The organism is Phaeobacter inhibens DSM 16374 (genome assembly GCF_000473105.1).
GTDB classification, from domain to species: Bacteria; Pseudomonadota; Alphaproteobacteria; order Rhodobacterales; family Rhodobacteraceae; genus Phaeobacter; species Phaeobacter inhibens.
In genome coordinates this window covers 478995-499785 of the sequence record NZ_KI421498.1, presented here as the reverse complement: position 1 = coordinate 499785, position 20791 = coordinate 478995, and the positions used below count along the sequence as shown (strand labels likewise).

Below are 20791 nucleotides of genomic sequence, written 5' to 3'. Positions count from 1 at the left end.
ATATCATTAATCATATTGGACACACACGCTACATATGTAATGACCATACTTAATACCGCATTACGGTATTATCACAAGTAATACTTTTCTGGACCAGGCGAGACAATGAACAGCAACGGAATAACGGCTCGCACCCTCGAACTCATTCTTAAGCGCGTAGCCGAGCAGAATGCGGCCAAGCCAGGAAAAGGAATACAGGCGTTTAGAGACGCGATAGAAACCGCTCTGTCAGAGAGATCGGGAGCTTGCGACCAACCGACTGACTAAGTCGGCATCACTCTCAGTAAGGTCACTCGACTTTGATATAACCTCGCGCTCGCCAGCGGAGGGGCTATCTGAAAAAAGATAGGCCATCTCTATATTTGCGACTTCGCAGATTCTCAGAATTCTTGCCACCGTTGGATTGAAGCGACCATTCAGGATCTTGCTGACGTACTCGTCGTTATTACCCGCCGCTACTGAGACCTCTCCGTAGTCCAAGCCGCGGTCATCCAACGCCTGTCTTAGGCGTTTGCGCCAAATCTCAGTGTCGGCACCACTCACCGCTTGGCTTCTATCAATCGGTCCAACCATGATTGCATCATACAGGGAATTATAGTTCCCGCAATCGGGAATATAAATCCCTTGGAGTACGTCTGGCCACAATAAATCGCCCTATAATTCTATCTAATCGACTTCTTGTGTTGAGTTGATAGAAGTTTAGTTCTATCCTACCGAACTACAGGAGGATGCGATGACGCCGAACACGATTATTTCACAGATGAGCGGGCGACAGTTTGCCAAACTCTTGAACAGAGAGTTTACAGCCGCAAACCGTGGGTTGGGAAAACTCTCTTATGCCGAGCTGGGCCGCTCATGTGGTGTGACAGGTAAGTGGCTACGCAAGCTTGCCGAGCAGCAAGGTACGCCTTCAACCCTGACCATACGACTGGTGCTCTACACCTTGGGCTATGAGGTCGATGGACCTGAGGAAGATGTTGTTCCTCACCTGCAAGGCAAAAATTGTTACATTGATGCACTGCACAGTCCAAATCGCCCCCGTAAGCAACTCACGGCAAACGACATTACGTTAAGCGCCGAGAGCGCATGTGCGCCGACATGAGAACGCCTGAGGTTCTTTTCCCGATAGCCTGCGGCGACAATGTCCTCGCCGCTAAGTCGGGTAACTACCCCAGCGGCCATGGGGATGCGCCGCTGGGGGCTTTTCAGCGCGCCCCAGCAGCCGTGCGGCGAAGGTTGCGCGATGGTTTCAAATACTATTTCCCCACCCCCGCTGACTTCTGGGGCGATCTTGTTGGCGCTGTTTGCGTCTTCGTCCTGCCCATCGCCCCCCCTGCTTTGGAGCCTTTTGCAATGAGCGCGACTGACTTTGAATTGATCCAATTCCCCCAGCACCGGCTTGCGGGTGAGCTGACAAAACACGCCGCCAACTACGCGCGATGCCGGGCAGCACTGCAACAAGCGATTACGGCCCATCAAGAGGCCCGAACCCTTGGAAGCCGTGACTGCGGTACTTTGGCCGACGCCGTGGATAGCGCCGCTGAGGCGGTTGGCGCGGCCCAAGAACGCGTCGCCGATCTTGTCGCCCACCTAAATGGTCGCGGTTCATTGGACTGCCTCGCCGACCTTCTGAAACTCGAAACAAGCGGGCGTCCGTGGTGCCCGGCGCGCTGACCCACGCAGGCCATGCGGCCCAGGTGAAGCGCCGCAACCTCATCTGCCATGTCGCACAGAACGGCAGGCCAACAAATACGACCCTCAGTTACGATGGAGCATCCCCAATGACCCCACCCGTCTGGCAACAAATCCAAACCCTGCCCGTGGAAGATATTCAGGTAGAGGAACGGTTGCGCACCGCCTCTGAAACAGCGGTTGCAAGCATTGTATCCTCTATTCAAGAGGTTGGCAGCATCCTGCAACCACTCTTGGTCCGGCGGGTCAAAGACGGCTATCGCCTACTGGATGGCCTGCATCGCTTAACTGCCGCAAAAGAAGCAGGATTGGCCGAGGTGCCGGTCAAAGTCAGCGAATGCACCAACGATCAGGCGATCCGTATTGAGGTGGACGCCAATGTGGCCGGCGCGCCTTTGACGCCGCTGGATATGGCGGTGTTTCTGGCCGCACACAAAGAGCTATACGAGCGCGAAAATCCCGAAGCGACCAGAGCACACAAAGCGAGGCAAGCCCGCCTGTCTGATCATACTGACAAAATGTCAGTACGATCATTCGCCGCCAACGCCGCCGAGGTGTTCGGCAAGGGTGAACGCCAGATTTTTCGCCTGATCAGCGTCGGCGAAAAACTCTCACCTAGTGAAATCGCCCAGCTCCGGGACGCCCCGCAAAAGGTCCAATTCAAAGACTTAGAGCACATCGCCAAATGCGGCGAACAAGCGGACAGGACCGCCATCTGCGCTGCTTTAGGCGATGGGACTGCCAAATCCGCTAAAGAGGTTTTGGGCCGGAAAAAAGCCCCCGGTGCCGCGCTCAAAACACCTGTTGAGCAACAGTTTTCAAAGCTGGCAGACGCGTTCATCCGCGCCAGCAAAGAAGCGCGCCGCCAGTTTGTCGCGCAGTATGGCGACGTCTTGGTCGAGTTGATCGAAGATACCAAAGGCGGGGCACAGGTATGACAACGCCCGTCTCGCCCAAACAGGAATGGTGGTCTGTGGCTGAGCTGGCTGCGGCCCGCCTGCCCGGCATTCCTGGCACTGCACGGGGGGTGACTGCAAAAGCCGACCGTGAAGGCTGGCGGGACGTGTCCGGTGCGATCAAACGCAAGGTCGGTCGCGGTGGTGGTTTGCTCTATCATTGGTCTGTGCTGCCGCTGGCCGCACGTACTAAGCTGATCAAGCATGACGCCAGCCGCCCGGTCAAAAAGCTCGACCGTAACAGCGCCTGGGCCGCCTATGCAGCCCTGCCCCAGAAATCCAAAGACGAGGCCGCGCGCCGCCTGGATGCGATCACCAAGGTTGAATTGCTTCACACCAGCGGTGCGGGCCATGTCCACGCCGTCGACACTGTCGCCGCAGAAATCGGGTCCAGTACCCGGACGATCTATAACTGGATCGACCTTGTCGCCGGTGCAGCATCAGAGGACCGGCTTGCATTCGTCGCGCCCAAAGCGCCAAAGAAACGCACCCAACAGGCAAATCGTGCCGCCTATCAGCCGTTTATGGATTGGCTCAAGAGCGCCTGGCTGCGTCCTGAACGCCCAACGTTTGCGCAATGCTTCCGCATGGCCGAGCGCCAAGCGGGCCAGATGGGATGGCCCATCCCGATTGAGAAGACCGCAAAGCGCTGGGTAGATGCCGAGGTGCCACGCACAACGCAAGTCTATCTCCGCGAGGGCGTTAATGGCCTGATGCGCTGCTACCCCGCCCAAACTCGCGACCGGTCGAGCCTCCATGCGCTGGAAGCTGTCAACGCCGATTGTCACAAGATCGACGTCTTTGTCGAATGGCCCGACGGCACCGTCAACCGCCCCCAAATCGTTGCGTTTCAAGACCTCTATTCCGGCAAGTTTTTGTCCTGGCGCGTGGATCACGACCCGAACAAAGTCATGGTGATGGCGGCATTCGGTGAATTGGTCGACAACTGGGGCATTCCAAAACGATGCCTGTTCGACAACGGGCGCGAATTTGCCAACAAATGGATGACAGCAGGCGCGCCAACCCGGTTCCGTTTCAAAGTCCGGGAAGACGATCCAATCGGTGTTTTGCCCTTGCTCGGCATCGACATGCACTGGGCCACCCCGGCCCACGGTCAGGCGAAACCCATTGAACGCGCATTCCGCGATCTGGCCAGTGATGTGGCCAAGGATGTGCGCTTTGCTGGCGCCTATGTCGGCAACCGGCCCGACGCCAAACCGGAAAACTACGGTAGCCGAGCAATCAAGGCCGCTGAGTTTCTGGAAGTCCTGGCGGAAGGTATTGCCGAACACAACTCCCGCACGGGTCGCCGGTCTGATACCGCCAAGGGCCGGTCCTTTGATGAGACCTTTGCCGAAAGCTATGCGACCGCGCCGATCATCAAGGCGACCGAAGAACAGCGGCACCTTTGGTTGATGGGCCAGGCAGACGGGAAATTGCACAAGGACAGCGGCAAGCTCACCCTGCACGGCAATGTCTACCATTGCGATTGGATGAGCCAGGAAGCGGGTCGCAAAGTGATCATCCGCTTTGATCCCGAAGACCTGCACGGCGGTGTACATCTTTCAGCGCTCGACGGCCAATATTTGGGCTTTGCCGAATGCCAGCAAAAGGTTGGTTTCTTCGATCTGGACGGCGCGCGGTCTACAGCCCGCCGCAACCGCCAGATCGTCAAAGCGGAAAAAGCCCTGGCAGAGCTGCAACGACCCATCCCGGTCGAACAACTTGCCGCCGATATGACCAACTCGGTCCCGTCGCCGTCTGAGGCCCTGGCAGATCTGAAGGCCAAAGTGGTGAAGCCGGTGTTCCGCAAACCCGCTGCGGTCACCACGTTCCGCGATCACATGGACCCGGCGGCGGAACGCGAGCAAGAGGCACTGATCTTGCAAATGAGTGCCAAGCCCCCGGCCAAATCAGAACCGCAGAACAGTGGGTTCTCGGTGGCCGACAGCCCCGAGGAACGGTTCCGCCAGGCCGAAGACATTGCTCAGCGGCAGCGGCAGGGAAAACCTGTTGGTGAGGCCGAAGCCGGTTGGCTGGAGGGGTTTTTAGAACACGCTGAATACAAGGCATATTCGGCGATTTTCGGAGATTTCGGCAGCAACAGCGCCGGATAAGAAAACCGCCGCCCGGCTGGCCCCGAGGCGACGGTCAATATTGAGTAGGAGCAAACTATGTCACAACTTATCGAGGTCGGCAATAGCATCCAGCCGCTGACCAATGTCGCGAAACTGGCAACGCTGGTGAACCAGTTGCAGGACCGTGCCTTTGGCGTCCCCGGCCTCGCGGTTTTCTATAGCCATCCCGGCTACGGCAAGACCTTTGGGGCCATCTACTGCGCGTCAAAATTCGACGTGATCCATATCTCCATGCAGGCGGACTGGACCAAGAAAACACTACTGTCCCGTTTGCTCGGAGAGTTGAGCGTGTCAGCCCATAAAACGATCCCAGACATGGCCCTGCAAGCCTGTGAAGCTTTGGCGTTGAATGGCCGTACATTGGTTGTGGACGAAGCCGACTATGCGCTCAATCGCGGTGTCATTGAGCTGATCCGTGATCTGCATGACGGATCTGACACGCCGGTGGTTATGATCGGCAACGAGAGCTTCCCTCAGAAATTGAAGAAATTCCCGGTCATTGACAGCCGAGTGTTGAGCTATGTCGCCGCGCAACCGGCGTCCCTGAAAGACGCCCGCCTGCTGGCGAATATCTACGCGGCAGGCGTTGAGATCCGTGACGATCTGCTGGGGTCTATCATCGAACGCAACACCGGCAACCCGCGCCTGATGGTGGTGAACATTGCCCAGGTCAAAGAAGAGGCCATCAAGCTTGGCCTGAAATCCATGGGGGCTGATGAGTGGGGCGGTATTGAGTTCATGGCCAACGAGGCCCCAGCTCCGCGCCGGGGGCTGAAATGGTGAACGCAGTGGCCAACAACAGCGCTGAACAGGAAATCCTTGATTACATCAGCACCCGCCTGCGTTTCACCCATGCAGAGGTCGCAACCTACTGCGGCGCCAGCGAGTGGACCCGTCAAAACTACCTGCGCGCGCTCCAGCGCCAAGGTGTGGTGCGCGAATGCGGCAAGGACGGGTACGCAACCTGTTATACTGTTTTCGATCCCGAGGAAGCCCGGCGGTTTGAAGCCGATGGCAACAAGCATGACCGAGATACGGAACGGTCCAAAGCCCGTCTTGCATCGCTGATCGCCTCCATGAATGAAAACGACGCGCGCAATTTGGAGCTACCGAGTGCCGAGCCGCGTTCGCCTGAAGAAAAGCAGATCTGGAAGTATATCAGCGACCTTGCCTATTTCACTGCAAAGGATCTGAAAACCGTCTGCGCATCGGAGACTATCAGAACGCGGTTCTTCCAGCGCCTTAAGCAAGCTCAAGCCGTACGGGTGTTCGGGCGCGGCAACGGTGAAACCTTCTATACAACCAAGCTGCCAAGTGAGGTTCGTGACAGTTCCAAGAGCAAACGCGACAGCCTGGAAGGCATCATGTGGACGGCTATTCGTCGGCAAAAGCGCTTTCGCCCCATCGACTTATACGCAGCCCTTATACCGGCGCGGCCTGATGTGTCGAAGAAAGGCATTCTGGCCTATTGCCGCACCCTGCGGCTGGCTGGATACCTGCGCGCCGCCGCCAACAATCGTGGCCTGGGCGAGGATACGCCCCTGCGGCTCATCAAAGATAGCGGCCCCCTACCCCCTGTGAAACGGAGCATGACGGTGGTCGTGGACAGCAACGACGAAAAGATCGTCTACGCTCCCGGAGGGCGTCTGTGATGAGCGACCGCCTGATCCTTGCCCAAGATGGTTGGGGCGAAGCCCTACCCGAATGGGTCGCCGTCCTGATCGCCGAATGCGACCGCACTTCGCAAAACGTGGTCGCAAAGCAGCTCGGCGTGAGTGCCACCGTCGTCAGCCAAGCAATCCGCAACCGCTATGCCGGAAATATGGTCCGCATTGAATCTACGGTGCGTGATGTCTTCATGAACGCACCGGTCAGTTGCCCCGCCTTGCAGGTGGAAATTTCGAGTGCGGCTTGCCTCGGCCACCGTCGCCGCGCTGAGACCTGGTCCCACTCCAACCCTTTTCGCGTCCGCATGACCCGCGCCTGTCGCGCCTGCCCGAAATTCACAAAAACAGAAGGTGAGACATGATCACTCCGCACCCTTTTTGCCGTCCAACGCCCGAAAAGATACGCGCCGCTGTGAATGACCTCGTATCAGGCGCGCACGTTCCCATCGGCACCGCCGACGCGCTCGCAGACGCCATCATGATCAAGGATCCGGTTCACGCAGGTATCGTCCTGCGCAGCCTTGCTGACGCGCTGGACCCAGAGGGCGCATAGCCCGCCCCCCGAAACGCCCCCACAACGAAAGCAATTGCAATGACCCAAACTCAGCCCACCTCCCTCGAAAGAGCAGACATCCCCGACGGCATCGTCGAGGCCAATGGCAACAAATACATGACCGACGCAAAGGGCAAATTGGTGCCACTGGAAACGGTCAACGCCCGCGACAAACTCCAGGACGAAACCGTCCGCAAGATCATCAGCTATGCCCTGCCGCTGCGTAGCCAAGTTGCCCGTTTCAAAGCCCATACTGGCCGCGACGTCGCCGATTTGCAGGCCCTGCTGGCTCAGGAATACGGCGCACAGCTTGGCGGTGCTAAGGGTAATATGACCCTGACCTCTTTTGACGGTCTGTTCAAAATCACCGTGTCCGTCGCCGATAAGATCGACTTTGGCCCGGAATTGCAGGTGGCCAAGCAACTGCTGGACGAATGCCTGAACGAATGGTCCGCAGATGCCCCGGCAGAGCTGCGCGCCATCGTCACCCGTGCGTTCAACACCGAAAAGCCCGGCCAGATCAATCGCGGTGAGGTGATGATGCTCTTGCGGCTCGACATCACCGATGAGCGCTGGAAACGGGCAATGACGGCCATCAAAGACGCCATGCGCGTTGTCGGCACCGCCAGCTATACGCGTTGCTACCAACGTCCCAGCGTTGATGCGCCCTGGGAACATATCACGATTGATTTGGCAAAGGCATAGGAGCGCGTCTGATGGCAATGACCCAAAACGAAATCCAAACCGCTCTGCACCGTGCATTCAGCAGCTATGCCACCAAAATGCGGCGCGCCAATCTGGTGCTGGGCAATAGCTTGGTCGTTCTGCGGCGTGAGGCGGAGATTGCCAAGATCCCGCCTGAGGCATTCGATGCGATGGCCCGTGTGGAAATGAACCAAGCTGACAAGCGGATGCGGGACGATGCAGCCCGGCACCCGATTGCCGCCCCGATAGCCGAGGCTGTGTGATGAGCCGCGCCCTGCAACAGAAAATCCACATCGGCTGTCGTCAGCTTGGCATGGACAGCGATGCACGGCGCGGCCTGCAACTGGCCGTCACGGGCAAAACGTCGATGAAAGACATGACCGAGGCTGAGTTAAAAAGCGTTTTAAAGCGCCTTAAAAACGATGGTTTCATGGCCGCGACAGCCGGGAACCACCGCCACAAGAAAGCCCCCCGTGCTGACCTGCGTTTGGTCCATGTCCTTTGGCGGAAGCTCGGCGAGGCCGACGCGTTGCGTGACCCTAGCCGCAAGGGGTTGAACACATTCATCCGCAAGCGGTTTGGTTCCGCTTGGCAGTCGGTGCCCGCTGACGTTGATATGCTCCGCGATCATGATCAGATCGACCAGGTCATTCAGGCGTTGAAGTCTTGGGGCCACCGCCAGGACATCGACTTTGATTGGTCAGACCATCAGAGATGAGCCGCAATTTCCGCCCATATCTGCCCGGTGTGCTGTCCTACATCGCCGAGGAAATCAGCCTTGATCTGGCCGTGCGCCTGGCAGAGGCAAAGGGCGGGCGTGAGGTCTATATCTCGGATAAGGCAGGCTCCAGCCTTGCGGAACTGGTGGGCGCAGAGGATGCCCTCCGCCTTTACAAACTACTCGGTGGCGGAAAACTGGTTGTCCCCGCCGGAAACTTTGGCGGTCAAGCCGGGCGCCGCCAGCGGATCGCCATGTTGCTGGGCCAAGGTAAAAGTCACTCGGTGGTCGCCGCCGAGGTTGACGTGACCCTGCGAACAGTCGAGCGTGTCGCAGCCAGTCTGCGCAGACGCAACGACGACCAAGGCGACTTTTTCATCTAATATTGCATTGCCCCCGACACCCGCCGGGACGGCAATCACCCAATGGCACAGGTAGTTTTGTCTTACACAGACGGAGCCACTGGCCATGCCATCAGTCCAAACTATTGCAGAGGAAATCGTCGCGCGCGAAGGCGGGTTCGTAAATGATCCCGCCGACCCCGGCGGCGCGACCAATTACGGCGTCACGATCCATACGATGCGCCGTCTGGGATTGGACCTTGACCGTGACGGCGATGTTGACGTGTTGGATGTGCGCGCTTTGAGCCGCGCGCAGGCCGTTGAGATTTTCATCCAGCATTATTTCACAAGACCCCGGATCGGCCTGTTGCCCGAGCCCCTGCAAGCCAGCGTCTTTGATATGCAGGTCAATGCCGGTGCCAATGCCATAAAGATCCTCCAGCGCCTACTGGCGGGCTTTCAGGAACCGGTCCCGGTCGATGGCGCGCTCGGCCCAAAGACCGCCGCAGCAGCCCACCGGGCCTATGAAAAGGCCGGGCACTATCTGGTCGATGCCTACGGTATTGCCCGCCGGGACTACTATCTGCGCCTCGCTGACCGTCGGCCTGCATCCCGCAAGTTTGCCCGGACCCGTGCGGGCGGCAAAGGCGGCTGGATCAAACGCGCCGAGGAATTCATTTCACCCCGCTACCACCTGAGCAAAGCCGCTTTCCGGCAACGGACAGCGGCATGGGGATGAGCGCGCCGGGCAATTGGCAGGTTTCGCAGTTTACGCATCGGTTTGGCTGCGACTTAGGAGGCAAGATATGCAGTTTTTGAAATGGCTCTTTGGCGGTGGTCGCAATGTGATCGCCGAAACAGCAGGTGTATTTCGCCCACATGCTGAGGCAAGCGCACAGCGCGACGCCGCTTACATCCAGTCCGCGCTGGCTCAACATGGCGCCGAGTTCAGCCGTCCCGCCCTGGGGCGTTTTGATCGCTTTATGGATGGCATGAACCGCCTGCCCCGTCCGCTGATGGTGATTGCCACCTTTGCCCTCTTTGCCTCGGCCATGTTCGACCCGCTTTGGTTTGCTGCCCGGATGCAAGGGCTTGCCCTGGTGCCGGATCCGCTCTGGTGGCTGGCCGGAACAATCGTCGCCTTCTATTTCGGCGGGCGGTTTCAGGTGAAGTCGCAGCAGTTCCGCCAGTCGCTGAACCAGGGCACCGCGCTGTTGCCGCAGGTTCTGGAAAACATCAGCGCAATCGACGCTCTGCGGCATGACACACCCGGCGCCGCTGAGGGCGGCGTGGCGGGCAATGACGTCGCCAAGGCGCAACCGAAAGGGGATAATCAAGCCGTGACGGACTGGTGGGAAGCGGGGCAGAAACGGTGACCCTGGATCTTGAGACCATTCTAAAGCTGACCAATCTCGGAATTTCGGTCTGCGCAATCATCTACACATTCTTTGCCACCCGTCAGAAAGACACCGACGAACGGTTCAAGGAAGGGTCCAAGCGGATGGACCGCCACGAAAACCGTATCGCGGCACTTGAGCAAACGGTGCAGATCCTCCCCGGCACGGGCGACATTCACGCCCTGCAATTGGAGCTGGTCAAACAGACAGGATCGCTGGCTGAAATCCGCGCTGTGATGGACGGCAACGCCAAGATTATGGCCCGCCTTGAAACCATCGTCAGCCGACACGAAGACCATCTAATCGGGACCTAAGAGACCATGAGCGCATACCAAGACACCCTGTCCAAACACCGTCGCCTGACAATTCTAAAATTCCTGTCAGACAGCCCGGAATATACGTCCAACGCATCCATCCTCGTGGACGTCTGCAATAGCTACGGCGTAGCTACCACCCGCGACCAGGTCATGGGCGAGCTGGACTGGCTGAGCGAACAGGGCTTGGCCAGTGTCACTGATAACGGGTTATTCCGCATTGCCACTGCGACCAGTCGCGGTGTTGAGGTGGCCGAAGGCAAAGCGCGCCAATCAGGCGTCCAACGCCCCCGGCCTGGGCCGTAATCATGCCCCCACCCCGCAAGATCGACCTACTGCCAAGCGAGATGCGCCATTGGCTGCAAGATGAGCTGAAGGCGCGTGGTTTCTCGGACTATGAGGATGTCACCGAGGCGCTGAATTTTCGCCTTGAAGACGCCGGGCTGGAAATGCGGATCGGCAAGTCCGCCGTTCACGCCTATGGGCAGGAGTTTCGCGACTACGCCAAGATGCAGGAACAGGCCCAGGACGAAATCCGCGCCTTTCTTGAAGAGGCCAGCCTGCAAGATGAGGTCGACGTCACCTCGGCCCTGTTCCAGCAGCTCACCACGATTCAATGGCGGCTACAGATGGCCATGGTCAACCCCGATCAGCTTCCCGATCCGCGCGGGCTGAAGGATCTGACCACCGCCCTGAACAACCTGATCCGCAGCACCTCGCTGCGTGATGAAATCGCCAAGGCCGAACGCGACGCAATGGCGCGCAAACTGGATGAGGCGGTGGAAGCCGGAGACGTGGAAAAAGAGGCCGCGCAGAAGGCCCGCGAAATCATGGGGTTTGTCTGATGAGCGATATGGCAATTGGAACTGTTGTCCTGGTCGGTGACTACAATTGGCGCAAGGGGCCGATGTGGCCCTCAATAGCTGCGCTGTTCTTCGGGCGACGCGAAAGCTTCGTTCACCTTGGAATGCGCTGTACAATCGCGTGGTACAAAGAACAGCCCTACCTGATTGCAATGCGTGAGGCGCCCGAGGCCAAAAATGGCGGTTAGCGTTGGGCCGGTCATTGATTTCCTGCCCTACCAGAAGGCGTGGATCGCCGACACATCCCGTTTAAAAATTGGCATGTTTACCAGGCGGGGCGGTAAAACGTTCGGCTCAGGCGGCGAAATCGTGGGCGACTGCGTTGATGCCGAGATTGAAGGGCGCAAAACGCGTTGGACGATCCTGTCACGATCAGAGGCAACCGCCAAAGAGGCTATTGAAGACGCCGTAAAACCCATGACTGAGGGCTATTACGCGGCCCTCTCCACCTTGGCGCGCAAGGGTCGGCCAGAGTTTTCCGAGGAAGATTTCCACGTGCCCGCCCACAAACGCGAGGTCGTCCAGAATGGCGCTGTCCATCTGGTTGATGTTGAGGCTGCAACCTACAAGGCGCAGGAAGTCCGCTATCCGGGCGGCTCCCGCGTAACGGCGATTTCCGCCTCACCCGACGCCGCCCGTGGCTTTGGCGGCAACATACTGTTTGACGAATTTGCCTTTCATGCCGACAGCCGCAGGATCTGGGGGTCTGCATACCCCGTGGCAGCACGGGACGGCCATAAGATCCGGGTGATCAGCACCCCCAATGGTAAGGGCAACAAGTTCCATGAGCTGATGACCACGCTCGATAACGGGTTTTCCAAACACCACGTCGATATCTACGAGGCGGTCAAACAGGGACTGGACGTTGATATCGACAAATTGCGCGCCGGTATGTCCGACGAAGACGCCTGGGCACAGGAATTTGAGCTGAAATGGCTGGACGCGGCCTCGGCCTGGCTGGACTACGATCTGATTTCATCCTGTGAAGATGTGCGCGCCGGTCACCCTGCGCTCTATCGTGGCGGGCTTTGCTACGTCGGCGTAGATATCGCGGCACGAAACGACCTCTTTGTGATCTGGGTGATGGAACTGGTCGAAGGCCAGTTGATCACTCGCGAAGTCATCGCCGAGCGCCGTATCAGCTTCGCGCGGCAGGACAAGCTTTTAGCCGATGTGTTCCGCCGCTACCGGGTGGCGCGTTGCTGCATGGATCAGACCGGCATGGGCGAAAAGCCGGTGGAAGATGCCAAGCGCAATCACGGCGAGGACCGTGTTCTCGGCGTGTTGTTCAGCGCACCGATCAAGCTGGATCTGGCCACCGGTATGAAAGACCGCTTTCAGGATCGCTCAATGTTGATCCCTGAAGGCGACCCCAAGCTGCGCGCGGATCTTCATGCCATCAAGTCTGTGACCGGCCCCACGGGCATCCGGCGCCTCGTGGCGGACACCGACACCGACGGCCACGCCGACCGCTTCTGGGCGGCAGCCCTGGCCTGCGAAGCCGCAGAAACCGAATACCAGCCGCTGGTCTATCGCCCCGTCGCACCCGGCGGCGACAAACACACAAAACGGCTCATCAACCTGACCGCAGGTTTTAATGCCAGAAAGGGAATTTGGTGATGACACCCCGCCTGCTTGACGCCTATGGGCGCCCGATCAAACTCCAGAGCCTGACGCAGCGGGTGCCCGAACCGGGGATAACATCCATCCGCAACGCGTGGGCGCCGTCGGTCGCGCTCGGCCTGACGCCGCAGCGCCTGTCGCGGATCCTGCTGGCGGCCAATGAGGGCAATATTCAGGACTATCTTGTTCTAGCTGAAGAAATGGAAGAGCGAGACCAGCACTATGGTTCGGTACTGGGCATCCGAAAGCGCGCGATTTCGGGCGTTGACCCTGTTGTCACTCCGGCATCCGGCGACGCTCAGGACGAAAAAATCGCCGACGCCGTCCGCGAAAACATTGCAGAGCATGACGGGTTTTCCGACCTGGTTGAGGATATGCTGGACGCCCTCGGAAAGGGGTTCTCCCAAACCGAAATTATCTGGGAGCGAAGCAAGACAGAGTGGTCGATCAAAGAGTTCCTGCATCACGACCCGAGGTTCTTCACCGTGGACCGCGAGACAGGCCGCAAGATCCGAATGCTGGACGAGCGGGATATGATCGACGGGGTTGAGTTGGAGCCCTTCAAGTGGATTTCTCACAAAGCCAAACTGAAGTCCGGTCTGCCGATCCGGGGCGGTCTGGCCCGGCTCGTGTCCTTTGGCTGGATGTGCAAAGCCTATACGGTGAAAGACTGGATGGCTTTTGTTGAAACCTACGGCCTGCCTTTGCGTCTGGGTAAATACGGGCCAAGCGCCACGCCCGACGACGTCGAGGTGCTCTTTCAAGCTGTAGCCAATATCGGCACCGACGCAGCGGCGGTTATCCCCGAGGCCATGAAAATTGAGTTTGTGCAGGCCATGAGCGGCAGCGCCAGTGCCGAGGTGTTTGAAAGTCTCGCCCGCTGGGTCGATGAACAGACATCAAAGGCCGTGCTCGGCCAGACCATGACCTCGGACAATGGCTCATCCATGGCCCAGGCCGAGGTGCATAATGACGTCCGCCACGACGTTGCCAAGGCCGATGCCAAATCTGTCACCACCACTCTGAACCGGGATCTGGTGAAGCCCTATGTAGATCTGCATTTTGGGGTCCAGAAGCGATATCCACGCCTGGTGATCACGATTGACGAGATCGAGGACGTGGACATGATCCTGCGTCACACCGCTGAGATGGTGGATCGGGGCGTTCGGGTGCGCCAGTCCGAGGTGCGCGGTAAGCTTGGCTATTCTGAACCCGATGCGGGAGACGAGATCCTGACGCCATCACGGGCGAAATCCAACGCCGCAGATGCAAAGCCGCCAGCGCCGCCCACCGAAACCGCCGCCAACCGATCTGAAACGCCGACGGGTGCAAGCAATCCTTATGCGCCGCTGGACGATCTGGAGGCCGAACTGGCAGAAGATTGGGAGGCGATCATGGGGCCAGTTGTTGCCCCGGTTCTGGAACTGCTGGAGACAGCCACCTCCTATGAGGATGCGCTTGCGACACTGGCAGATGCGTTCCCCAAAATGGACACCCGCCCGCTCTTGGACAGCCTGGTTAAATCCGCCGTGAAATCCCGCGCCTTGGGAGACATCAGCGATGGCTGAGTTTCGCGACCGGCCCGGCTACAGCTTCAATCCCGGCGCGCCGCCTGAGGTGGCGAATTTTTTCCGCAATAAGGCCATGCGCCCCAGCTTCAGCTTTCGCGATGTTGAGCCTGAAGAACACGCTGTCGCCTTCACCGTGGCCAAGGCCATGCAGGTCGATGTCCTGCAAACCATCCGCGACGAGCTGCAAGCGGCCCTGGACAAGGGCATTCCCTTTGAAGAGTTCCAGAAGACTTTGACCCCACGCCTGCGTCGCATGGGCTGGTGGGGCGTCAAAGAACAGGTGGATCCGCTTACCGGTGACGTGAAGAAAGTTCGCCTTGGATCGCCCCGCCGCCTCAAGACCATCTATCGCGCCAATATGCGCTCAGCCCGCGCGGCCGGCCAATGGCAACGCATCCAGCGCAGCAAGCGCGCCCTGCCCTATCTGGTCTATCTGCTCGGCCCGAGCGTCCGCCACCGGCCCAGCCACGCGGCCCGCAACGGCATGGTGCTGCCGGTCGATGATCCGGCCTGGCAGGTTTGGTATCCGCCCAATGGCTTTGGGTGCAAATGCCATGTCCGCCAGATCACCCGCCGCGAAGCTGAAGAAATCGGCATCAGTGAAAACCCCAACACCCCCAGTCGCGAGGTGTTCAATCCGCGTACCGGCGAGTTGAAGAAAATCCCGGTCGGCATTGACCCCGGATGGGAAAGCAATCCCGGCCTCTACCGCCAACGCCGCATGGCTGAATTCCTGCAAGACAAACTGAACGCCGCCGATCCGGCCATTGCCCACGCCGCCGCCCGCGATATGGCGACAAGCTGGCGTGTGCGGCGCATCCATGACGGTTCAGCCACCGGTTCGGCCCCCGTCGCCATGCTGCCGCAGGAGCTGGCAGACCGGATCGGCGCCAAAACCCGCGTGGTCCAGTTCTCCGATTACACAGCCGAGAAGACCCGGCGCAAACATGGTGAGGCCACCGCCGACCAATTCAGACGCGTTGCGGAGCTGCTGGAAACAGGATCTATCGCGCATGAGATATCAGGCACCGGAACCGAAAGCCTGATCTTTGAAGGCCAAGGCGCGAAGCGCTGGCGGCTGGTTCTAAAGCGCACTGTGGCCGGGGATGAGATCTTCCTGAGCACATTCCATCGCAGCACACCCGCCAAATGGGCAAAGCTGCTGCGCGGAAAAACCGTAACCATAATGAGGGAGTGACGCGCGTGGAGGGGCGGAAATTCCCTCGCGGCTCAAGACCGGCTTCCCTAGGCTCACGCGCACTTCAAAGATAGCAATCAGGGATGAAATTTTCAATACTGGCCCGAATAGTGCCCGCGAGCCGCTGATCGCCCCGACCTCATGCTGCGAGGATCGTTTTTAAAGGGGGGTTAAAGGGGGTAGAAAGGGGTGGAACGGGTTTTCGGGCGGCATCATGCGAGATCAGCCCTTACGCCCGTCTAAGCCCCCTCTTTCGGCAACCTCTTTCTGGCCTTCGATCTTGCCCCCGACACCTGCCAGGGCTGAGTAGTGCGGCACGGCGGGGCATTGTGGCCTCATGACACAGGCCAACTCCATAACCACTATTGCGCTAGCGCTGAACGCAGAGGGCGACAGCGTACCCGATTGGATCCAGCTCACGCCACCCGGCCCGCACCTGACGGGCCGTGACGGGCGCCAATGGCGGCTGACCAATCCCGACGCGGTTGTCGCTGAATTTGCGCGCAACCGTGCTGACCTCCCCGTTGATTTTGAACATGCCACCCAAGTGAAGGGCGCAAAGGGCGATGCCGCCCCTGCGGTCGGCTGGATCAAGGAACTGGAAGCGCGCAACGGGGCGATCTGGGGGCGCGTTGAATGGAATGACGCAGGCCGCAATTCCATCGCGTCGAAAGGATACCGCTATGTGAGCCCCGTTTTCACCTTCACCAAGGCGGCCAAGGAAATCAGCAAGATGATTTCAGCGGGCCTGACCAACCAACCCAACCTGGAACTAGCCGCCCTGAACACTGAAGACCGTCAGGGTGGCGCTGATGAGGTACTGCCGATGAACAAGGCGATCCTTGAGGCCCTCGGCCTGCCAGAAAACGCGTCCGATCTGGATGTGGTGACGGCGATCAACAAAATGAAAACGGATGAGGCGACCGCCCGCAATCGGGCCGAAAACCCTGACAGCGGCAAATTCATACCGCGCGCCGATTACGATCTGGCGATGAACAAACTCAGCGCCTTTGAAACCGCTGAGAAAGAACGCCAGGACGAAGCGATCAACACTGCCGTCGGCGCCGCCATTGAGGCGGGTAAAATTGCGCCAAGCAGCCGCGACTATCACGTAGCGGCCTGCCGCTCTGAGGGCGGGCTGGAGAAATTCCAGCAACTGGTCGATGCCAGCCCCGTCATCGCCGCAGACAGCGAGCTGCGCGACAAGACCCCCACTGCCCAGAACAAGGCGCTGTCGCCCGACGAGCTGGCAATCTGCCGCCAGATGGGCCTCACCCCTGAAGAATTCCACGCGGCGCAAGCTGAAACCGAGGAGAGCTGATCATGGCTGCAATTACCCCAGCGGTGCTGTCGGCACTTTGGACAGGCGCCAAAAAGAACTTCAATGATGGCTATGAGGCGATGGCCAACCAGTCCTTTTACAAGGACGTCTGCACCATCGTGAATTCCAATGATGATCGCGAGACCTACGACTGGTTGGGCGATGCGCCGGAAATGCGGGAATGGATCGGCGACCGAGTGGTCAAAGATATCAAGTCGCACGGCTACCAGATCATCAACCAGGAGTTCGAGACAACCATCGGCGTCAAAGCCAAGGACATCAAGAACGACAAGCTGGGCACCTACGGACCTCGTTTCCGCCGCCTTGGTGAAGCCGCCGCCCGCAAGCCCGACCAAATGGTCCGCGATCTGATCATCAACGGAGCAAGGCAGACCTGCTATGACGGCCAGTACTTCTTTGACACTGACCACCCGGTTTATGCCGGGCATGACGGCACCGGTGCGGTTACAACCGTTTCCAACATGACCGATGGCGCCGGGTCGCCCTGGTATATGCTGGATCTGAATTCCGTCCTGCGCCCGTTCATTTTCCAAGAGCGCGAAAAGGTCAGCCTCATTGGCAAGGAAGACCCCAAGACCAGCGACCATGTGTTCATGCGTAACGAATACCTCTACGGCGCCGACGCATATTGGGCGGCTGGCTATGGCTTCTGGCAAATGGCCCATATGTCCAAGGCCGAACTGAACGGCGACAATTTTGATGCCGCCTTTGAGACCATGATGGGCGTGACCGGCGACGGCGGGCGCGAATTGGGCCTGATGCCCTCGCACATCATGGTGGGCCGGTCCAACCGCTCCAAGGCCAACAAGGTCGTCAAGATGATGCTCGGCGAAGGCGGCGCATCCAACCCCAACTACAACGAGGTCAAGGTTCTGGTGAACCCCTGGCTGCCTTAAAGGAGGGCCGCGCTATGACATCCAAGAGCTATACAATTTCGGGCGTACCCAAAGAGGGGTTTTGCCGCTGCGGCACCTTCTTTCCCAACGCGGGCATCCTGGTCAACGCCGAGGATTTCGACGCCGATCAATGGCGGCGCCTGAAGACAGAGCCAAACCTGCGGGTGGCACTGGCCGAGGCCGACCCGGCTTCAGACGCGGCAGTGCGTGACGCTCAGATCCGCGAGGCCATCAAAAGTCTCAGCCCTGAGGATTTCCAGAAGGACGGCAAGCCGAAAATCGACGCCTTGTTCGACCTTCTGGGCGATGACCTGGGCAAGATCACCACCGCCGAGCGCAACGCGGCCTGGGACGCACTTACCAGTGGCGGGTTTGAAACCCCAGCCGCCACTGCACCGGCTTAAACCGGGGGGCGATGATCCGACGCGGCCACGGGGTGCTGCATTGGGGAGCCTCTTGCCCCGACGACTTATCCAAGACCAGTAACCGAAGGTGACCTGATGGCCTACGCCACTCAGACAGATATCGTGACGCTCTATTCGCAGGACGCGCTCTATGTGGCGGATCGCGACGGCGACGGCGTACCCGATGAGGCCGCCATTGCCCGCGCCTTGCAAACGGCGGGTGATGAGATCGACAGCTATCTGGGCGTCCGGTTCAGCTTGCCGCTGGAGACCGTGCCCGGCCTGTTGGTTCAGTTCAGCGTGGATATCGCTCTTTACCGTCTTGCGCTGTCCAGCGACGTGCTGTCGGACGAACACCGCACCCGCTACGAGGACGCCCAGAAACACCTGAAGGACATCGCGCGCGGCACCGCCACCCTGAACACAGGCGCGCCGCAATCCGGCGACGGAGACGATCCTGTTGCCCCCGCCCGCCCCCGCCCGGTGGTTTCGGTCGGCCCGGAACGCGAGTTCACCCGTGATAAAATGCGGGGGCTTTGATCCATGGCCGGTGTTGCTGCAACTCTCACATCCACGGGCTTGACCGAAGCCATTGCAAAGGTCCGCCGCCTTGAGGGCTTTCGCTTGGCCGAACTGGCAGATGATGCCGGTGCGGTTCTGGAAAGCTCTACCCGGCGCCGGTTTGACACTGCCGTCGCCCCCGTCGGCGACCGTTGGGCGCCCTGGTCAGAAAGCTATGACGAAACCCGCGACCATGACGTGCATTCGCTTTTGGTTGATGAGGGCGATCTGCGGGACAGCATCGCCAGCTATGCCAGCGAGAGCGAGGTCCAGGTCGGCTCCAATCTTGTCTATGCCGCCCACCACCAGATCGGCGGTGATGAAATCGACAGCGGCATTCCGGCCCGGCCCTACCTTGGCGTCTCTGATGAGGATGAGTTGGACTTGCACGACCTCGTCACGGTGACGCTGGAGGATCTGTTGCAATGAGCGATCCGAACAACGCTATGGCTGATCTGCCCACCCGGGTCTGCGCCCGGCTCAACGCCCTGTTGCCGGATCTTCGCGAGTGTACGCCGCATGAGGGCAAGTACTCCCTTGATGACCTGAAACGCGAAGGCATTCCAGCGCCAGCGGTCAAGGTCTCGTGTCTGGGCGCAAAGCAGGATCAAACCTATGCAGGGGCACCGGCAACCTTTCTGCTGTTGATGGCGGCATATGTGGTCACCCGTGATGGCCTCGGCATCAGTCGCGATATTCTTGCCGCCCGGATCTGCCAGACGCTGCTGGCCGCCATCCCCGAACAGACTTGGGGCCTGGACGGCATCGGCCCCGCCCGAACCACGGCGATGCACACGTTGATATCGACCAAGGTCAAATCGAAAGCGGTTTCCCTTTGGGCGGTCACCTGGCTTCAGCCCATCAGCTTTTTTCAGCCCGTGCCCCGCTCTCTGGGCGTGGAGCTGCATGTCGGCATCGCGCCCAAGGTCGGCGCGGATCATGTCGATGACTACGAGCACGTTGGAGGCTCTGACGATGAGTGAACACCTCGCAGAAGCAGACCGCCGCATTGAAAACTTGCTGATGACCGGAAAGGTCATTGCGGTTGATGCGGCCTCAGGCCGGGCGCGCGTCCAATGCGGTGACATTGAGACTGACCTGATCCCCTGGATGGCACAGCGCGCCGCGAGCAACCATTCGTGGTGGCCCTTGCAGACCGGCGAATGGGTGATGCTGGCCGCCCCATTCGGTGATCTGGCCCAGGCTGTCATTTTGGGCGCCCTGCCCACTGGAAAGAACCCGCCCCACGGGGCGCCAGACACATTCCGTCTCAGCTTTGAGGGCGGCTCATACATCGAAGCTGCTGGTGGCAATATCACCATCAAAGCGGTTGGTGAGCTGTTCCTGCAAGGCGCCAAAGTAAGGATCAACTAATGCCAAAAGCAGCCCGCAAAACCGACACCTGCACCGGCCATGCCGATTTTCCACCCCGGCCCGCCACTGGCGGCAGCCCGAATGTGGACATCGAGGGCCTCGCCGCCCTGCGCCAGGGCGATAGCTGGGCAACCCACTGTAACCCCGACCTGCTCTGCCACGGTGCAAGCCAGGCGACAGGCTCATCCACCGTTTTTGTGAACGGCAAACCCTTGGCCCGCGTTGGCGATGCGGTGGGCTGCGGCTCATCCATCGCGACCGGCGCCGGAACCGTGATTGTAGGAGGCTAAGATGCCATTGAAACTGGACTATGTGACCACCGCCGCAGGCTGGACGGCTGGCGAATGGCGCCTCAAAGGCGCGCCTTTGCAACTGACCCCCGCCCAGGCGCAATATGAGAATGTTGTCCTGGCGGATGAGGCCCCGAAACCAGCTGCCAAATCGGGCGCAGGCAAGCCGGAGCGCGCCAAGTCGTGAC

Annotated in this window: 31 protein-coding genes; 30 read left to right on the top strand and 1 reads right to left on the bottom strand. The window is 59.5% G+C overall.

Features of this window, described 5'->3' with window-relative positions:
- Window positions 1-228: 228 nt before the first annotated feature.
- Entirely contained in the window at window positions 229-573 is a 345-nt protein-coding gene (locus INHI_RS0106085) for a helix-turn-helix domain-containing protein (RefSeq protein WP_027247083.1), read from the bottom strand.
- Between the two features lie 160 nt (window positions 574-733).
- On the opposite strand from INHI_RS0106085, the gene INHI_RS0106080 reads away from it, so the two are divergent.
- The 30 genes from INHI_RS0106080 to INHI_RS0105935 all read left to right on the top strand — a co-directional run bounded on the left by INHI_RS0106080 (window position 734) and on the right by INHI_RS0105935 (window position 20790).
- A complete protein-coding gene (locus INHI_RS0106080; RefSeq protein ID WP_027247082.1) occupies window positions 734-1102 on the top strand; it encodes a hypothetical protein in 369 nt (122 codons plus the stop codon).
- Window positions 1099-1674, top strand: a complete 576-nt coding sequence (locus INHI_RS0106075) for a hypothetical protein (protein ID WP_155805577.1) — start codon at window positions 1099-1101, stop codon at window positions 1672-1674. Before INHI_RS0106080 ends, INHI_RS0106075 begins: the two co-directional genes overlap by 4 nt.
- A gap of 107 nt (window positions 1675-1781) precedes the next feature.
- Window positions 1782-2630, top strand: coding sequence for a ParB/RepB/Spo0J family partition protein (locus tag INHI_RS0106070; protein WP_027247080.1), 849 nt, complete (start codon window positions 1782-1784; stop codon window positions 2628-2630).
- Complete coding sequence (locus tag INHI_RS0106065; RefSeq protein ID WP_027247079.1) at window positions 2627-4765, top strand: transposase domain-containing protein; 2139 nt, start codon at window positions 2627-2629, stop codon at window positions 4763-4765. The genes INHI_RS0106070 and INHI_RS0106065 overlap by 4 nt, the downstream gene beginning before the upstream one ends.
- Window positions 4766-4822: 57 nt before the next feature.
- Window positions 4823-5569 (top strand): AAA family ATPase, encoded by a 747-nt coding sequence (locus INHI_RS20375; RefSeq protein WP_051338951.1) that lies wholly within the window; start codon window positions 4823-4825, stop codon window positions 5567-5569.
- 5 nt (window positions 5570-5574) lie between these two features.
- Window positions 5575-6438: a hypothetical protein gene (locus INHI_RS0106055; RefSeq protein ID WP_155805574.1), complete on the top strand. Its 864-nt coding sequence runs from the start codon at window positions 5575-5577 to the stop codon at window positions 6436-6438.
- The gene (locus INHI_RS0106050; RefSeq protein ID WP_036766946.1) at window positions 6438-6815 is read left to right on the top strand and encodes a hypothetical protein; all 378 of its coding nucleotides are present in this window, start codon (window positions 6438-6440) and stop codon (window positions 6813-6815) included. Before INHI_RS0106055 ends, INHI_RS0106050 begins: the two co-directional genes overlap by 1 nt.
- A gap of 50 nt (window positions 6816-6865) precedes the next feature.
- A complete protein-coding gene (locus INHI_RS0106045; protein ID WP_155805571.1) occupies window positions 6866-7006 on the top strand; it encodes a hypothetical protein in 141 nt (46 codons plus the stop codon).
- A 39-nt stretch (window positions 7007-7045) separates the two neighbouring features.
- Window positions 7046-7711, top strand: a complete 666-nt coding sequence (locus INHI_RS0106040) for a DUF3164 family protein (RefSeq protein ID WP_027247075.1) — start codon at window positions 7046-7048, stop codon at window positions 7709-7711.
- Between the two features lie 11 nt (window positions 7712-7722).
- Window positions 7723-7974, top strand: a complete 252-nt coding sequence (locus tag INHI_RS0106035) for a hypothetical protein (RefSeq protein ID WP_036766945.1) — start codon at window positions 7723-7725, stop codon at window positions 7972-7974.
- A complete protein-coding gene (locus tag INHI_RS0106030; protein ID WP_027247073.1) occupies window positions 7974-8429 on the top strand; it encodes a gp16 family protein in 456 nt (151 codons plus the stop codon). Before INHI_RS0106035 ends, INHI_RS0106030 begins: the two co-directional genes overlap by 1 nt.
- Window positions 8426-8812, top strand: a complete 387-nt coding sequence (locus INHI_RS0106025; RefSeq protein WP_027247072.1) for a hypothetical protein — start codon at window positions 8426-8428, stop codon at window positions 8810-8812. The genes INHI_RS0106030 and INHI_RS0106025 overlap by 4 nt, the downstream gene beginning before the upstream one ends.
- Window positions 8813-8897: 85 nt before the next feature.
- The gene (locus tag INHI_RS0106020) at window positions 8898-9509 is read left to right on the top strand and encodes a holin-associated N-acetylmuramidase (RefSeq protein ID WP_027247071.1); all 612 of its coding nucleotides are present in this window, start codon (window positions 8898-8900) and stop codon (window positions 9507-9509) included.
- 67 nt (window positions 9510-9576) lie between these two features.
- The gene (locus tag INHI_RS0106015; protein ID WP_027247070.1) at window positions 9577-10146 is read left to right on the top strand and encodes a holin family protein; all 570 of its coding nucleotides are present in this window, start codon (window positions 9577-9579) and stop codon (window positions 10144-10146) included.
- Window positions 10143-10481 (top strand): DUF2730 family protein, encoded by a 339-nt coding sequence (locus tag INHI_RS0106010; protein WP_036766944.1) that lies wholly within the window; start codon window positions 10143-10145, stop codon window positions 10479-10481. The genes INHI_RS0106015 and INHI_RS0106010 overlap by 4 nt, the downstream gene beginning before the upstream one ends.
- A gap of 6 nt (window positions 10482-10487) precedes the next feature.
- Entirely contained in the window at window positions 10488-10787 is a 300-nt protein-coding gene (locus tag INHI_RS0106005) for a VpaChn25_0724 family phage protein (protein ID WP_027247068.1), read from the top strand.
- Between the two features lie 2 nt (window positions 10788-10789).
- Window positions 10790-11326 carry a phage protein Gp27 family protein gene (locus tag INHI_RS0106000; RefSeq protein WP_027247067.1) on the top strand — a complete coding sequence of 179 codons (537 nt, stop codon included), beginning with the start codon at window positions 10790-10792 and terminating at the stop codon, window positions 11324-11326.
- Window positions 11326-11532 carry a hypothetical protein gene (locus tag INHI_RS0105995; RefSeq protein ID WP_027247066.1) on the top strand — a complete coding sequence of 69 codons (207 nt, stop codon included), beginning with the start codon at window positions 11326-11328 and terminating at the stop codon, window positions 11530-11532. Before INHI_RS0106000 ends, INHI_RS0105995 begins: the two co-directional genes overlap by 1 nt.
- Window positions 11522-12964: a phage terminase large subunit family protein gene (locus INHI_RS0105990; RefSeq protein WP_027247065.1), complete on the top strand. Its 1443-nt coding sequence runs from the start codon at window positions 11522-11524 to the stop codon at window positions 12962-12964. The genes INHI_RS0105995 and INHI_RS0105990 overlap by 11 nt, the downstream gene beginning before the upstream one ends.
- Complete coding sequence (locus tag INHI_RS0105985) at window positions 12964-14535, top strand: DUF935 domain-containing protein (protein WP_036766943.1); 1572 nt, start codon at window positions 12964-12966, stop codon at window positions 14533-14535. Before INHI_RS0105990 ends, INHI_RS0105985 begins: the two co-directional genes overlap by 1 nt.
- Entirely contained in the window at window positions 14528-15736 is a 1209-nt protein-coding gene (locus tag INHI_RS20875; protein WP_081698686.1) for a phage head morphogenesis protein, read from the top strand. Before INHI_RS0105985 ends, INHI_RS20875 begins: the two co-directional genes overlap by 8 nt.
- A gap of 337 nt (window positions 15737-16073) precedes the next feature.
- Window positions 16074-17057, top strand: a complete 984-nt coding sequence (locus INHI_RS0105975) for a phage protease (protein WP_036766942.1) — start codon at window positions 16074-16076, stop codon at window positions 17055-17057.
- Between the two features lie 2 nt (window positions 17058-17059).
- Window positions 17060-17974 carry a Mu-like prophage major head subunit gpT family protein gene (locus tag INHI_RS0105970; RefSeq protein WP_027247062.1) on the top strand — a complete coding sequence of 305 codons (915 nt, stop codon included), beginning with the start codon at window positions 17060-17062 and terminating at the stop codon, window positions 17972-17974.
- A 14-nt stretch (window positions 17975-17988) separates the two neighbouring features.
- Entirely contained in the window at window positions 17989-18378 is a 390-nt protein-coding gene (locus INHI_RS0105965; protein ID WP_027247061.1) for an HI1506-related protein, read from the top strand.
- A gap of 96 nt (window positions 18379-18474) precedes the next feature.
- On the top strand, window positions 18475-18918 hold the full coding sequence (locus INHI_RS0105960; RefSeq protein WP_027247060.1) for a gp436 family protein: 444 nt from the start codon (window positions 18475-18477) through the stop codon (window positions 18916-18918).
- Window positions 18919-18921: 3 nt separating this feature from the next.
- Window positions 18922-19368: a phage virion morphogenesis protein gene (locus tag INHI_RS20705; protein WP_051338950.1), complete on the top strand. Its 447-nt coding sequence runs from the start codon at window positions 18922-18924 to the stop codon at window positions 19366-19368.
- Complete coding sequence (locus tag INHI_RS0105950; protein ID WP_027247059.1) at window positions 19365-19922, top strand: hypothetical protein; 558 nt, start codon at window positions 19365-19367, stop codon at window positions 19920-19922. The genes INHI_RS20705 and INHI_RS0105950 overlap by 4 nt, the downstream gene beginning before the upstream one ends.
- Window positions 19915-20313, top strand: coding sequence for a phage baseplate assembly protein V (locus tag INHI_RS20360; RefSeq protein WP_051338949.1), 399 nt, complete (start codon window positions 19915-19917; stop codon window positions 20311-20313). Before INHI_RS0105950 ends, INHI_RS20360 begins: the two co-directional genes overlap by 8 nt.
- The gene (locus INHI_RS0105940; RefSeq protein WP_027247058.1) at window positions 20313-20603 is read left to right on the top strand and encodes a PAAR domain-containing protein; all 291 of its coding nucleotides are present in this window, start codon (window positions 20313-20315) and stop codon (window positions 20601-20603) included. Before INHI_RS20360 ends, INHI_RS0105940 begins: the two co-directional genes overlap by 1 nt.
- A 1-nt stretch (window position 20604) precedes the next feature.
- Window positions 20605-20790 (top strand): hypothetical protein, encoded by a 186-nt coding sequence (locus INHI_RS0105935; protein WP_027247057.1) that lies wholly within the window; start codon window positions 20605-20607, stop codon window positions 20788-20790.
- The last annotated feature ends 1 nt before the right edge of the window (window position 20791 follow it).